At 69.6% G+C, this 14,238-nt stretch carries 14 protein-coding genes; 7 read left to right on the plus strand and 7 right to left on the minus strand.

What is annotated here, in order from left to right:
- Nucleotides 1-3: 3 nt before the first annotated feature.
- From IE302_RS05890 to IE302_RS05905, 4 genes are read right to left on the minus strand one after another with little or no spacing between them, the layout of a single operon-like run.
- Nucleotides 4-996, minus strand: coding sequence for an ABC transporter permease (locus tag IE302_RS05890; RefSeq protein ID WP_191252469.1), 993 nt, complete (start codon nucleotides 994-996; stop codon nucleotides 4-6).
- Nucleotides 993-1,949 carry an ABC transporter permease gene (locus IE302_RS05895; RefSeq protein ID WP_191252471.1) on the minus strand — a complete coding sequence of 319 codons (957 nt, stop codon included), beginning with the start codon at nucleotides 1,947-1,949 and terminating at the stop codon, nucleotides 993-995. Before IE302_RS05895 ends, IE302_RS05890 begins: the two co-directional genes overlap by 4 nt.
- Before the next feature lie 34 nt (nucleotides 1,950-1,983).
- Entirely contained in the window at nucleotides 1,984-3,462 is a 1,479-nt protein-coding gene (locus IE302_RS05900) for a sugar ABC transporter ATP-binding protein (RefSeq protein ID WP_191252473.1), read from the minus strand.
- Nucleotides 3,463-3,464: 2 nt separating this feature from the next.
- Nucleotides 3,465-4,535, minus strand: coding sequence for an ABC transporter substrate-binding protein (locus IE302_RS05905; protein WP_191252475.1), 1,071 nt, complete (start codon nucleotides 4,533-4,535; stop codon nucleotides 3,465-3,467).
- 160 nt (nucleotides 4,536-4,695) lie between these two features.
- Between IE302_RS05905 and IE302_RS05910 the strand changes: the two genes are divergently transcribed.
- From IE302_RS05910 to IE302_RS05930, 5 genes are all read left to right on the plus strand, one after another.
- Nucleotides 4,696-5,694 (plus strand): LacI family DNA-binding transcriptional regulator, encoded by a 999-nt coding sequence (locus tag IE302_RS05910; RefSeq protein WP_191252477.1) that lies wholly within the window; start codon nucleotides 4,696-4,698, stop codon nucleotides 5,692-5,694.
- A gap of 82 nt (nucleotides 5,695-5,776) precedes the next feature.
- Nucleotides 5,777-6,880 carry a sensor histidine kinase gene (locus IE302_RS05915; RefSeq protein ID WP_191252479.1) on the plus strand — a complete coding sequence of 368 codons (1,104 nt, stop codon included), beginning with the start codon at nucleotides 5,777-5,779 and terminating at the stop codon, nucleotides 6,878-6,880.
- On the plus strand, nucleotides 6,877-7,524 hold the full coding sequence (locus IE302_RS05920; protein WP_191252481.1) for a response regulator: 648 nt from the start codon (nucleotides 6,877-6,879) through the stop codon (nucleotides 7,522-7,524). The genes IE302_RS05915 and IE302_RS05920 overlap by 4 nt, the downstream gene beginning before the upstream one ends.
- A gap of 492 nt (nucleotides 7,525-8,016) precedes the next feature.
- Nucleotides 8,017-8,415: a hypothetical protein gene (locus IE302_RS05925; RefSeq protein WP_191252482.1), complete on the plus strand. Its 399-nt coding sequence runs from the start codon at nucleotides 8,017-8,019 to the stop codon at nucleotides 8,413-8,415.
- A 1-nt stretch (nucleotide 8,416) separates the two neighbouring features.
- A complete protein-coding gene (locus IE302_RS05930; RefSeq protein WP_191252483.1) occupies nucleotides 8,417-9,742 on the plus strand; it encodes a DJ-1/PfpI family protein in 1,326 nt (441 codons plus the stop codon).
- Here the strand turns inward: IE302_RS05930 and IE302_RS05935 are convergent.
- From IE302_RS05935 to IE302_RS05945, 3 genes are all read right to left on the minus strand, one after another.
- Nucleotides 9,724-10,473 (minus strand): hypothetical protein, encoded by a 750-nt coding sequence (locus IE302_RS05935; RefSeq protein WP_191252484.1) that lies wholly within the window; start codon nucleotides 10,471-10,473, stop codon nucleotides 9,724-9,726. The genes IE302_RS05930 and IE302_RS05935 overlap by 19 nt on opposite strands.
- Nucleotides 10,470-11,438, minus strand: a complete 969-nt coding sequence (locus tag IE302_RS05940) for an Acg family FMN-binding oxidoreductase (RefSeq protein WP_191252485.1) — start codon at nucleotides 11,436-11,438, stop codon at nucleotides 10,470-10,472. The genes IE302_RS05935 and IE302_RS05940 overlap by 4 nt, the downstream gene beginning before the upstream one ends.
- Before the next feature lie 131 nt (nucleotides 11,439-11,569).
- Nucleotides 11,570-11,929: an antibiotic biosynthesis monooxygenase family protein gene (locus IE302_RS05945; RefSeq protein ID WP_191252486.1), complete on the minus strand. Its 360-nt coding sequence runs from the start codon at nucleotides 11,927-11,929 to the stop codon at nucleotides 11,570-11,572.
- Between the two features lie 50 nt (nucleotides 11,930-11,979).
- Here IE302_RS05945 and IE302_RS05950 point away from each other — a divergent pair, with 50 nt between their 5' ends.
- Nucleotides 11,980-12,837, plus strand: a complete 858-nt coding sequence (locus tag IE302_RS05950; protein ID WP_191252487.1) for a DUF1206 domain-containing protein — start codon at nucleotides 11,980-11,982, stop codon at nucleotides 12,835-12,837.
- A gap of 51 nt (nucleotides 12,838-12,888) precedes the next feature.
- The gene (locus IE302_RS05955; RefSeq protein WP_191252488.1) at nucleotides 12,889-14,238 is read left to right on the plus strand and encodes a DUF2252 domain-containing protein; all 1,350 of its coding nucleotides are present in this window, start codon (nucleotides 12,889-12,891) and stop codon (nucleotides 14,236-14,238) included.

The following is a 14,238-nucleotide window of genomic DNA, read 5'->3' on the forward strand; positions in this document are numbered from 1 at the left end:
TCCCTATCTCCGGGCGGTCGTGCGGGCCAATGACCGTTGCAGCACAACGACCACCAAGAGGAACGCGCCGCTGACCACCGACTGGTAGTTGCTGTCGAGAGTTCCTATCTGGTTGATGACGTTCTGGATGACCGTTCGGATGCCCACGCCGATGACCGTTCCGAGAATCGTGCCCATCCCGCCGGTCAGCAGGGTGCCGCCGATGACGACGACGGAGATGGCGTCCAGTTCGAGGCCGACCCCGATCACCGTGACGCCAGACTGGAGATAGGCCGCGGTGAGCGCGCCCGCGAGTCCGGAAAGGACGCCGCTCATCACGTAGACGGTGACCTTGGTGCGCGCCACCGGCAGTCCCATCAGCTTCGCGGACTGCTCCGAGCCGCCGGTGGCGAACACCGACTGCCCGAACCGGGTCCGCCGCAGCAGGAGCCCGCCGATCAGGCAGAGCGCCGCCGCGATGAACACCGGGTAGCCGAACCCGAACAGCGTGCCGCGACCGAGTTCGACGAACGCCTCGCCCTCGGGGATCTTGTACGTCGTCGCGCCTTCGCTGGTGATCGCGAGCAGCAGCCCGCGAGCGAACAGCAGCGACGCCAGCGTGACGATGAACGGCGCCATCCCGGTCTTCGCGACCAGCAGCCCGTTGATCAGGCCGATCAGCCCGCACACCGCCAACGGCAGCAGCAGCGCGACGAGGAAACCCCATTGCGACCCGTAGGCGGCGAGGACCCCGCCGAGCGCGTAGACCGAACCCACCGAGAGGTCGATCCCACCGGTGATGATCACGAACGTCATCCCGAGCGCGATGATCGCGAGGAACGAGCTCTGCAGGGCGATGTCGCGCAGGTTGTCCAGGCTGCCGAAGCGCGGGAACAGCAGCCACGCGACGGCGACCATGAGCACCAGCGCGATCGCCGCGCCTTGTTTCTGCAGGACCCCGGTCATCAGCTCGCGCCGGGTGGAGTCCTGGGCGGCCATCGTGGGCGCCGCGGTCATCGGCTGCTCCGTTCCCGTGCGACGTACACCGCGCCGACGATGATCGCGGCCTGGATCATCTGCGCGGTCGAATCCGGCAGGTTGTGCTTGATGAGCGTGGCGCGGACGAGCTGCATGAGCAGGACGCCCATCACCGTGCCGAGGATGCGGACGCGCCCACCGGTCAACGGGGTACCGCCGACCACGACCGCGGTGATCGCGGACAGTTCCATCAGCAGCCCGGCGTCCGCGGGGTCGCCGGCGCCGAGCCGGGCGGTGGAGAGCACCCCGGCCAGGGCCGCGAGCAGACCGCAGATGGCGTAGACGCCGATGAGGACGCGGTTGACCGGCAGTCCGGCGAGCACGCTGGCCCGGCGGTTGCCGCCGATCGCGACCAGCCGCCTGCCGAACGCCGTCTTCCCGACCAGCGCGGCCATGAGCACGGCCAGCACGCCCGCGATGAGCACACTCACCGGGATCCCGAGCACCTCGCCGGTGCCCAGTGCCAGGAAAGCCGGATCGTGCAGCTGGACGAGCTGGCCGTCGGCGAGCACCAGCGCGAGCCCTCGCCCGCCGACGAGCAAGGCCAGTGTCGCCACGATCGGCTGGATCCCGATCCTGGCCACGAGGACACCGTTCAATGTCCCGGCGGCCAGCCCGGCGACGAGCGCGATGGCGACCGCGGGCAGCGTCCCGGCACCGAGGTACAGCGGGATGATCGCCGCCGACAGCGCCATCACCGCGCCCACCGACAGGTCGACGCCCTCGGTGCCGATGACGAGCGCCATCCCGAGCGCGACCACCAGTACCGGCGCGGCCTGGATGAGCTGGGTCCGGAAGTTGCCGACGGTCAGGAAGTTCGCGGTGAACGCGATGTTGAACAGGACGAGCGCGACGACGGCGACGTACACGCCGTACTCCTGCAGCCACCGCGCCACTCTGGTCCGGTCCACCGTTTTCGCCGTGTCCGTCATGGTGGTTCCCGAGTCCTCAGTTCTCTGCTGGGTGCTAGTCATCCGTTTCCCCGCCCGAGGCGATCGCCGCCAGCACGTGGTCCTGGGTCAGCTGGTCCCCCGCCAGTTCGCCGACCACCGAACCGTCCTTGAGCACGACCAGCCGGTCGGCGCCGTCGAGGAGCTCCTCCATCTCGGACGAGATGAGCAGGACCGCGAGTCCGTCCTTGGCGAGTTCGTCGATCAGCGCCTGCACCTCCGCCTTGGCGCCGACGTCGATGCCCCGGGTCGGCTCGTCGAGCAGCAGCACCTTCGGTTCCGTGCACAGCCAGCGGGCCAGCAGCACCTTCTGCTGATTGCCGCCGGAGAGTTCGGCGACCTTCTGATCCGGACCGGACACCTTGATCCGCAGGCGTTTCACGAACGTGTCGACGATCCTGTCCTGCCGGGCCCGGCTGACCAGCCCGAACCGGGACAGCTTCGGCAACGCGGCGAGCACGATGTTCTCGCGGACCGAAAGATGCGGGATGATCCCCTCGGTTTTGCGGTCCTCGGCGAGCATGCTGACGCCCACGCGCATCGCGGCGGCCACATTCCCTTGCGGGACTTGCTTTCCGCCGACGAGGACGGTGCCACCGGACAAGGGCAGGTCGCCGACGATCGCCCGTGCGGTCTCGGTCCGGCCGGAGCCGAGCAGCCCGGCCAGCCCGACGATCTCGCCGGGCCTGATGTCGACCGAGACACCACCCAACCGGTTGCCGCTGGTGAGATTCTCCGCGCGCAGCACCGGTTCCCGGCCCGCTTCGTGGTCGCCCTCGAACGCCGTCGCGCCGTGCGACCGGATGTCGCCGACACTGCGGCCGAGCATCATCGACACCAGCTCCAGGCGCGGCAGGTCGGCGAGCGGTCCGGTGTGGACTCGCTTGCCGTCCCGCAGCACCGTCACCCGTTCGCAGATCCGGTACAGCTCGTCCATCCGGTGGCTGACGTACACGATCGCGATCCCGCGTTCGTGCAGCCTGCCGATGACCTCGAACAGCGTCTCGACCTCACGTGGCTCCAGCGAGGACGTCGGCTCGTCCATGATCACGACATCGGCGTCGACCGAAACGGCGCGGGCCAGCGCGACCATCTGCTGCGCGCCGACGCCGAGTGTCCCGAGTGGACGGCGGACGTCGGCTTCGATGCCGTAGTCCGCCAGCAGGGCCGCCGCGTCGGAGTTCATCCGCGCCCAGTCGACCAGCCCGAACCTCTTCCTCGGCTCGCGGCCGAGGTACACGTTGCTCGCCACGCTCATCAGCGGGATGAGGTTGACCTCCTGGTAGATCGTGGAGATCGCGCCCCGCGCGTGGATCGTGCCGGAGTCCGGCTTGTGCACGCCGGTGAGCACCTTGATCAGCGTCGACTTGCCGGCGCCGTTCTCGCCCACCAGCGCGTGCACCTCGCCCGGCCGCAGCGCGAACGACACGTCGTCGAGCGCGCGCACCCCGGCGAACGTCTTCGTCACGCCTTCGACCTCGAGAACCGGTTCCATCGTCAGTACGCGTTCCCGAGTTTCTGCGCGGCGTTCGCCGAGTCGTACTGGTCGTCGGAGATCACCACGGTCGGCGGGATCTCCTTGCCGGCGGCGAAGTCCTGCAGGGTGGAGAAGGCGAGCGGGCCGAAGCGCGGGTTCGATTCGATGACCGCGTTGTAGCTGCCGTCGGCGATGAGCTGGACGGCGTTGCGGGTGCCGTCGATCGAGACGATCTTGACGTCCTTGCCCGGCGTCTTGCCCGCGGCCTTGAGCGCGGTGACCGCGCCGATGCCCATCTCGTCGTTCTCGGCGTAGACGGCGGTGATCTCCGGGTTGCTCTGGATGAGCTGCTCCATGACCGCCTGGCCCTTGGACCGGTCGAACTCACCGGTCTGCTCGGCGACGATCTGGATACCCGGCGTGGCGGCGATCTCGTCCTTGAAACCCTTGGTGCGGTCGGTGGTCACGTTGTTGCCGGACGCGCCGAGCAGGATCGCGACCTTGCCGGTGCCGCCGGTCGCCTTCACCATCTCCTGCGCCGCGCGCTTGCCCTGCTCGACGAAGTTGGAGCCGATGAAGGTCAGGTAGTCGGCGCACGGCTGCGAGGTCACCTTGCGGTCGATCGTGATGACCGGGACCTTCTTGGCCTTCGCCGCGTCGAGGGCGGGCTGGAGACCGTCGGAGTTCAGCGGCGCCACGATGAGCAGCTGCGCGCCCCGGTCCAGCAACGACTTGATGTCGCTGACCTGCTTGTTGAGATCGCTCTGCGCGTTGGTGACCAGGAGCTTGTCCGCCGGGACACCGAGTTTCGCCGCTTCGTCCTTGATGGACTGCGTCTCGGCGATCCGGAACGGGTTCGCCTCCTTCTCCGACTGGGAGAAGCCGATGACCGCGTTCTTCACGTCCACCTGCGGATAGCCGGTCTTCTCGCGGGCACAGCCCGGCCCGGTCGCGGCCTGGCTCGGCGCCGCCGAAGCGGCCGGTCCCGCACCCGACGGGGCGGATTGCTGGGTCTCACGGCTGGTGCAGGCCGTCAGCGCGAGCGCGAGGCCGGTCACCAGGAGCAGGGTGCGGCGGATGGGCAGGGACATCGATCGCTCCTCGGGGAAGTCGAGCACACGGGTCGGCGGTGACCCATGTCACTCATAGGGACGATGCCAGATTTACATCGTTGGTACAACGTTGTAAATCCGCCGTTCGCGCGGCTAGGCTGTGCCGGATCTGTGCCGGACCATGCAGAGGGGAGCGAGGGTGGCCACGCTCAAGGATGTCGCCAAGCTTGCGGGCGTCTCCGTCAAGACCGTGTCGAACGTGGTCAACGGCTACGACTTCGTCAAGCCGGAGAACCGCAAGCGTGTCGAGGAGGCGTTGGCGTCGACCGGTTACCGGCCCAATCTCGGCGCCCGCAATCTCCGCCGCGGCCGCACGGGGTTCCTCGGGCTGATGCTGCCCGAACTGAGCATCCCGTACTTCGGCGAGCTGGCGGGCCTGGTGCTGCAGGCGGCGCAGGAGCACGAGTGGAACGTCCTCATCGAGCAGACCCTCGGCACCAGGGAGCGCGAGCGCAACACGCTGTCCGCGCTCGGCCCGCATCTGATCGACGGCGCGATCATCAGCCCGGAAGCGTTGCACACCAACGACTTCGAAGACCTCGCACCGGGTGTGCCGCTGGTGATGCTCGGCGAGCACGTCGTCGACGTCCCGATAGACCACGTCGGCATCGACAACGTCCAGGCCGCCCGGATCGCGGTGCGGCACCTGCTCTCGCTCGGCAGGCGCCGGATCGCCGCGATCGGCGCGCATCCGCAGCGTCACACCGCCGCGCAACGACTCGACGGCTACCACTCGGCGCTCGACGAGGCGGGGCTCGCGCCCATCCCGGAACTGGTCCTGCCCGCGCTGCGCTACCACCGCGCCAACGGCGCCGAGGCGATGGCGCATCTTCTCGCGCTGCCGGAGCCGCCCGACGCGGTCTTCTGCTTCAACGACCTCCTCGCCATCGGCGCCCTTCGCGCCGCGGCCGAACGCGGCGTCCAGGTGCCGTCGGACATGGCGATCGTCGGCTTCGACAACAACGAGGAGAGCGCGTACAGCCTTCCTTCGCTGACGACGATCGCGCCGGACAAGGCGGCGATCGCGCGGACCGCGGTCGACCTGCTGCGGCGGCGCATCGCGGGCGGGAGCGACCTCGAACCCGAGGACGTCCAGACGCCGTTCTCCCTCGAAATCCGGAACAGCACCGTCGCCTGACTCCCGCGTTTAGTCCTCTGGATGCGGTGGTTGCCCGCGCAAGTACCGCATTCAGAGGACGAAATGCGTTTATTGTGTGTCCGTGAACCGGGCCCTGGCCGCGCTGACCGTCGTCGCGTACGTGACGCTGCCCCTCGGCTCGGCCAAATACGAGACGCTGGTGCTGCCGACGCTCCTCGCCGGGCTGGTCTACGCCGTGATCGCGATCGCCGGCTTCCCCTGGGTCCAGAAACAGGGACGCGCGTGGGCGATCGCCTACATCTGCGTTCAGTTACCGCTCGGCTTCACCCTGTTCTCCCTTTCGGGCGCCGCTGTCGGAGCCGTCCTGCTGCTCGTCGTCCTCGTCTGCCACACCGTGTTGCTGCTGCCGCCGCGCGTGGCGTTCGGCGTCGCGGTGCTGATCCCGCTGATCCATCTGCCGATGGCGCCGATGGACGGGCTTCGCGAGGGGCTCGGGACGCTCGCGGTCATGGTGTTCGCCGCCGTGGTGACCGAACTGGTCCTGCGGGAGAAGCGGGCGCGGGAGGAACTGGCCGAGGCGCACGAACGACTTCGCGATCACGCGGCGCAGGCCGAACAGCTCGCGACGATCCAGGAGCGCAACCGGCTCGCGCGCGACATCCACGACGGGCTCGGCCATCACCTCACGGTCGTGCAGATGATGCTGCAGGCCGCCCGCGCGGTGATCGGCACCGGCGACACGGAACGCGCCGACGGGATGCTCGCCAAGGCACAGGACCAGTCGCGCGAGGCCCTCAACGAGGTCCGCCGGTCGGTGTCGGCACTGCGGGAGCCACGCTCCGAACCGCTCGCGGACGCGTTGCGCGCCTTGACGGAGGAGGCGTCCGCGGCGGGGGTGCCGACCGGGCTGGAGGTCAAGGGCACGGCGCGAGACACGCGCGCCGAGGTGGAGGAGTCGCTTTTCCGGGCGGCCCAGGAGGGATTGACCAACGTGCGCAAGCACGCGCGCGCCCAGGCCGCGACCGTGGTGCTCGACTACGCCGGAGCCGATCGCGTCCGGCTCGAAGTCCGCGACGACGGCCTCGGACTCACCGGGCAACCTTTACCGGACAGGGGTTTCGGGCTCCTCGGGCTCCGTGAGCGGGTCGCCGGGCTCGGCGGGCAGGTCTCGGTCGACTCGGTCGAAGGGCACGGTCTGACGCTCACCGTGGAGGTGCCGGGGTGAGCGTCCGTGTCCTGATCGTCGACGACCAGGCCCTGTTCCGCGAGGCGTTGGCGACCCTGCTGGAGGTCCAGCCGGAGATCGAGGTCGTCGGTGAGGCGGCCGACGGCGAGCAGGCCGTCCGGCTCTGCGCCGAGCTCACTCCCGACGTCGCCCTGATGGACCTGCGGATGCCGGTGCTGGACGGGATCGCGGCCACCACCCGGCTCCGGGCCGAGCAGCCCGGCGTACGGGTTCTCGCGCTGACCACGTTCGACGACGACGAGGACGTCTTCGCGGCGCTGCGGGCCGGCGCCGTCGGGTATCTGCTCAAGGACGTCTCGTCGACACGGCTGGTGGAAGCGCTGGTCGCGGCCAAGCGGGGCGAGTCGGTACTGCAGCCGTCGGTGGCCGCGAAGCTCGTCGCGAGGGTGGCGCGGCTGCCCGCCGAGACACCCCGGGCCCAGCCGTTGGCGACCCCGCTTTCGGAGCGGGAACTGGAGGTCGTCCGGCTCCTCGCGGACGGCCGCAGCAACCGGGAGATCGCCAAGACCCTGTTCCTCGCCGAAGGCACGGTGAAGAACCTCGTGACCAGTGTCCTGTCCAAGCTCCAGGTGCGGGACCGGACGCAGGCCGCCTTGCGCGCGAAGGAACTCGGCCTGTTCTGACCGTGGGCGTCGTGAGTGTTTCGGGTCGTTCCAACGACACTTGCCACTCACGACCAGTTCAAGATAGTCGTGAGTGGCGCTTCGGGTCATTGAGAGGTGCGGCAAGGTGGCGCCGTGGCCGAGCCCAAGGTGAGCGAAGGCGTAACTCGTGTGATCAGGAACGGATCTCGCGTGATCGGACGCCGAACTCGGTGAACGTCGTCTGATCACGCGAGATCCGTCTCTGATCACGCGTGATCGCCACCTGATCACGCGAGATCGCCTGTCTCCCCGGACACGACGCCAAGCCCCGGGGTGAAGGGGACTCTCCGCGCGTGCGATGAGGGGAAAGTCCCCTTCACCGCGCGGACCGCCGCCGAGCACCGGTCCCCCGCCCCGAAACGTGACGGCCTGACCGCGGTCACATGACCCCGCGCATGACTTCCGGCACCTGCCCGCGTGCCCCTCCCCGGCCGAACATTGCTCCCGTCGCACCGAACGAGGGAGCCGGGAATGAACCACACGACAGAACCGAAGACCCGCAACCGGGCCGTCCTGCACTTCATCCGCCACGCGGTGGAAATGCTCATCGCGATGGTGGCCGGGATGATCGTGCTCGAACCGGTCTGGTCGTTCCTGTGGCCCGGCCTGGCCGGGAACGTGACCGCGAGCGCGCTGGTGATGGCGACGAACATGTCGCTCGGCATGGCGCTGTGGATGCGGATCCGGCGCCACGGCTGGGCTTCGATCGCGGAGATGTCGGCCGCGATGTACCTGCCCTACGTCCTCTTCCTTCCGTTCTTCTGGACCGGCCTGGTCTCCGGGACGACCTTGATGACCGCCGGGCACGTGCTGATGGTGCCCGCGATGCTCGCCGCCATGGTCCGCCGTCGCGCCGAGTACGGAGCCTGACATGCGCACCTTCGTCCGCGTCACGCTGACCGTGCTGGCGTTCACCGTCGCCGCGCTGGCCCTGCCGCTCACCTTGGGCGGCCTCACGCTCAGTGCCAGCTTCGAAAACCGTTACACGGCGAGAACCGACGGGATGTCGCCGCAACCGGCACGGAGAGCGCACGATCCCGCCAAGCCCACCGCCGTGATCGTCGTCGGCAACCAGGGCGCCGTCGTCTCCGACGCGCTCGCCCCGTACGAGATCCTGGCGGCGAGCGGCGCGTTCAACGTCTACACCGTCGCGCCGGAGGCCCGCCCGGTCACCCTGACCGGCGGCCTCGACCTGATCCCCGACCTGGGTTTCGCCGATCTCGACAGGCTGCTTTCCTCCGCCGCCCCCGACGTCGTGGTGGTGCCCGCGCTGCCGGACCTCGGTGAGCCGACCACGCGTCCGGTGACCGACTGGCTGAAGCGGCAGTCCTCGAAAGGCGCGCTGCTCATGAGCGTCTGCAACGGTTCGGGCGTCCTCGCCTCGGCCGGGCTGCTCGACGGGCGGAAGGCCACCGCGCACTGGATCCGCATCGGCGGCTTCGACGACGAATTCCCCGCTGTGGACTGGGTTCGCGGCACGCGCTACGTCGATGACGGGAACATCGTGACCACGGCCGGGATCCTGTCCGGGATCGACGGTGCGCTGCGGGTGACCGAGCGGATCGCCGGCACCGAAACCGCGCGGAAGACCGCCGAGGCGATCGGCTGGACCCGCTATTCCGCGAACTCCAGCCCGCCGATGACGCAGAACACCTTCGGGGCGGCCGACACCGTCGTCGGCTTCAACACCGCCTTCAGATGGGACAAGCCGAGGCTCGGTGTCCTGCTGACCAGCGGGATCCGGGAGCTGGAACTCGCCGCCGTGTTCGACACCTACGGTCAGTCGCTGGCGGTCGAAACGACCGCGCTCGGTCTCGACGGCACGCCGATCCAGTCCCGGCACGGACTAACCTTCGCCCCACGCGGCACGCCGGTCGCCGGAGACCTCGACAGGCTGATCGTGCCCGGCGCCGACGCGGCCGCGAAGCACGCGGCCGATCGGTACTCCGCGCTCTCGCCGGTGTACCTGCACGCCACGCCGGGGTTCCCGTTCGACGCCGTACTCGAAGACCTCGTGCGCACCACGGACACCGCGACCACCCGGTGGACGGCCAGGACACTCGAGTACCAGACGGGGCACCTCGCGCTCGACGGCCCGGCCTGGCCGTGGACGGTGACGCTCCGGCCGTTCGGTCTCGCCGTCCTCGGGCTGCTCGCGGCTTTCGGGATCCGCGCGCTCTATCGCCGTCGCGCGTGATGGACGCCGACCGCCAGTTGCGGAATACCCGGCAGTCCGGTGAGCCCGAACAGCGAGACCCGGACCTTCGGTGGATCGAACGGCTCGGTGACGGTCGAACACCGCAGGCCGGACTCGGTGGCGAGCAGCCGGAGCCGCTGCGCCACCTGGCCCGCCCGCAGCAGGTGGTGGCGTGCCTCGGAGACGCTGGTGACCAGGAAGGCCGACCACGTGTCCTCCGGGTCGTCGCCGGGTGGCGCGATCGTCCGGGCGACGGCGCCGCCGATCCTCGGCAACGACCGGATCTGCCGCGGCGAAAGCGACTTCACGCGGACGCCGTCGGCGGGTTCCTCATCGAGGCTCAGGATCGGCGCACCGTGGCTCGGACAGGACGCGCGCCCGGACATCGCCCCGAACAGGGCGAGATCGCCGGCGCCGGGACGTTTCCTCCCGGCGGCGGTGATCCGCGCGATCCGCCGTGGATCGGCGTCGCCGGGCGAGAACTCGATCTCCGGGAGCCAGCCCAGCGCCCGCATCGCGACGTCGAGATGGACGAGCAGGGCGCCGCACGCGAGGTGTCTTCCCCGGTGGTCGTCCCCGGGCCGTTCGACCAGGTCGACGCCGTCGCCGCGGATCTCCAGCGGCCATTCCCCGGCTAGCCAGCGCCTGGGTGCCCAGTGCGCCGCCCGAACCAGGATCCGGGTCTCCTCGGCCGTCCACCGGTGCGCGCCGAGTACGGCGGCCGCGCTCACCGGCGGTCCTCCCCCGGCATGATCCGGATGACCGCGCCGAGCGGACGGCGCGGCGTCGTGGAGCCCGGGAAGCCATAGCCCAGACGGAAAACGGCCTGGGGATGGTCGTGTTCACCGAGCAGGGACCGCAGGACTGCGCGCGCGGACGGGATTTCCATGGGCTGTGAATAGAACGACGCGCTGAGGCCGAGCGAAGTCGCCGTCAGCAACGCCCGCTGCATCGCCCGCCCGGCGCGAAGCTGCGTGAGCGGCCCGTCGGTCGGCGTCGTCAGCACGGCGACGACCGGGTCACGTTCGAACTCCCTGGTCTGGTCGCCGTTCCCGTAGTGCCGGACCGGCAACAGCCCGCCTGAGGGGCGTGGTCCGCCCGCGTAGGCCGGGACACCGTCGCGACTCCCGTTCTCCTTGGTCCACGCGCGGAGTTCCGCCTGGAAGCGTTCGTCGAGCATCTGCACGTGATCCGCCCGCCGGATGAGCCCCGCGACGGCCTCCAGCAGGCCCACCTCGTCGAGCAGGATCAGTTTCGCGCCCTCGTCGCGGGCCGCCTGGCGCACCGCGTGCCGGAACCCCGCCGGGACCGGGGTCGAGGCGAACGGCCGCCGGTTGCTGTAGCGCGCCCGGATCGACGCCGCCAGGCGCTGCACCGCGGCGGCCGCCCGGTGCCGGGACCCGATGGTGACCCTGGCCAGCAGTTCCGGCCGGTCTTTCCGAGGCAGGAACTCCACGTCGCAGCATCGCCCGGCGACGGCGATGGCGAGTTCGAGGTTCAGCAACGCCGCGCCGCAGGACAACCTCGCCTCGCGGCCGTCCGGGTCGCACACCGCGAGCACGCGGTTCTCGTCGAGGACGAGGTCGATGGTGTCCGGCCCGAGCTCGAAGAGCCAGGGCTGGCTGTTGTGGGGCGAGGGCGCCCGGACAGCGGCCTCCAGCGCCGCGGTGACGACCGGTGCTTCAGTGAGGATCATCGCGGCTCCTAGCCGGAAGGGTCCTCACAGCCTGTCGCGCGGGAGCCGGGACCGGGAGTGGCCGTAGTCCTTTTCGGACGAGGACTTTCGGCCTCTCCCACCGGTGATTCTCCGACGTCCGGCGCCCGCGATCAGTCACCGGCTCGCGGGCCGGGGCCGGTCTCCCGCACCACGCGGTAACACGGGTTGGGGCTCACCAGCGACTCCACCTTGCCCGGCAGGCCGTCGAGCGCCGCCTGGATGGCCGCGACCCGGCCCGCCGTGTCCGACGTCTCCTCGAAACGCCGGTAGTCCGCCTCGCTCGCCCAGCTGACGACGTTGACGACCCGCGTCCCGTCCACGCTCGCGTGGAAACGTGCCGAGACATAGCCCGGGTGGAACCGGACCCAGCGGTCCTGGATGCCGGCGAAGGCGTCCACCAACGCCGCCTGCGTCTCCGGGCCGTCGACCGCGTACTCGATGATCGAGTAGAAACCCTTGTCCTCACTCATGCGCACTCCTCGAAGCAGATCGGTGAGCCCAGGATCGACCCTCGACCTCGGTGGAGATCAAGAGTGATCTGGCCGACAAAGCGGACACATTGCTCCGGGCGGGTCTGGCGGAACGCCGCTCACCCGGCGAGGATCGCCCGATGCGCGAGAGCAGGACGTTCGGCCTGATCGCCCGGGGCGGGCTCATCTGCTACGCGCTCGTGCACCTGCTGGTCGCGTGGCTCGCGGCTCAGGTCGCCCTCGGTGACCAGGCGAAGGCGGACAAGGCCGGCGCGCTCCAGATGGTGGTCGCCGAAGGGGGCGCGTGGCTGCTGTGGCTCATCGCCGCCGGTCTCGCCGTACTGGCGTTGTGGCAGCTCGGCGAGGCGATCACCGGGCATCGGCACGTGAAGCCCCGGCGCCGCGCCGTGCGCAGGATCGTGAGCGGGATCGAGGTCGTGCTTTACGGGCTCGTCTCCTACAGCGCGGTGAAGATCGCCATCGCGGGCGCCGACGACGGCCAGACCTCGTTGGTCGCCGAGCTCCTCGCGGAGTCGTACGGACCGGCGTTCGTGACCGTCGCCGGGATCGCCGTCGTCGCGGTGGCGGTGTTCCTCGCGCAGCGCGGAATCCGGAAGACCTTCGTGCGGGAACTCGATTTCGGCGGCGCCTCCGGGGCGACCCGCGCCACGACGATCCGGCTCGGGCAGGTCGGCTGGATCGCGCTCTCCGCCGCGTACGGCACCGTCGGCGCGTTGACGGTCATCGCCGCGGTCACCTTCGATCCGGTGAAGGCGAGCGGGCTCGACGCCGCCCTCAAGACGCTCTCCGCCCAGCCTTACGGCGGTCCGATGCTTCTCACGCTCGCTGCCGGGATCGCGGCTTTCGGCGCCTTCGCCCTGTTGGACGCGCGATTCCGCAGAATCTGATCTGCCCGGCGAACCGACCTGTGGCACCGTGAAGGCCGTCTGGAGGTCGTGATGACAGGTGTGGTCGAGCGGATCCGCGAGCGGGGCGAGGGCGACCGGCAAGCGCGGATCGTCGAGGTGCTGGTGGAGGCCTTCGACGACCTCATGCGCGCGGACGCCGACGCGTTCCGCCGCAAGTTCCGCAAGATGGCCGCCGCCCCGTTCGCCTTCTACCGGGGTTCGGCGTGCCTGTTCTACGCGGACATGGCGGACGAGGACGATCCGTGGGCGAACGACGAGACCAGCCGGGTGTGGATCCAGGGTGATCTCCACGCGGAGAACTTCGGCAGCTACATGGACTCCTCCGGGACGCTCGTGTTCGACGTCAACGATTTCGACGAGGCCTACCTCGGCTGCTTCACCTGGGACCTCAAGCGGCTGGCGGCCAGTGTCGCGCTGCTGGCGTGGAGCAAGGCGATCTCGGACGACGACATCGAGACGCTGATCGGCACCTACCTGCGCGCGTACGTCAAGCAGGTCCGCGAGTACGCCGAGCGCCCCGGCGACGAGCTCGTCCGGCTCCAGCTGGACAGCACCGAAGGCGTCCTGCACGACGTCCTGCTCCGGGCCCGGCTCAAGACGCGGATCGACCTGCTCGACGAACTGACCACCGTGGTGGATTACGACCGCCGGTTCCGGCACGGTCCCGGCGTCCGGGTCCTGGAGAAGGCCGAACGGGAGACCGTGATCGCCGCCTTCCAGTCCTATTTGGACACCATTCCGGAGAACAAGCGGTTCGGCAGCATCACCTACCGGGTCAAGGACATCGTCGGCCGGTCCGGGTTCGGCATCGGCTCGGCCGGGCTGCCCGCGTACAACATCCTCGTCGAGGGCCGGACCCAGGCGCTGGAGAACGACGTCGTCCTGTCGATGAAACAAGGGAACGTCGCGGCGCCGAGCCGGATCGTCGCCGAGGAGAGCATTCGCGGCTACTTCACCAACGAGGGTCATCGCACCGCGGTCTCCCAGCGCGCGTTGCAGGCGCACGCGGATCCTTGGCTCGGGTACACCGAGATCGACGGGACCGGGTTCGTCGTGTCGGAGTTGTCACCCTACGTCGACGATCTGGACTGGTCGGAGCTGACCGAGCCCGCGGAGATGCGGCCGGTCCTCGACTATCTCGGCCGGGCCACCGCGAAGATGCACTGTGTGTCCGATTCGGACTCCGAGCAGACGCTGGTGGACTTCCAGAGCGAGGAGGCCATCGCCGACGTCATCGGCGACCGCGAGGACGAGTTCGTCCGCACGCTGACCGAGTTCGGGATGGCCTACGCCGAGCAGTCGCGGGAGGACCACCGGTTGTTCGTGGACGCCTTCCGCGGCGGGAAGATCCCCGCCGTCCGGCCCGCCGCGGAGGGCTGA

Origin of the sequence: Amycolatopsis oliviviridis (genome assembly GCF_014654365.1) — a bacterium.
In the GTDB taxonomy this organism is placed as follows: domain Bacteria; phylum Actinomycetota; class Actinomycetes; order Mycobacteriales; family Pseudonocardiaceae; genus Amycolatopsis; species Amycolatopsis oliviviridis.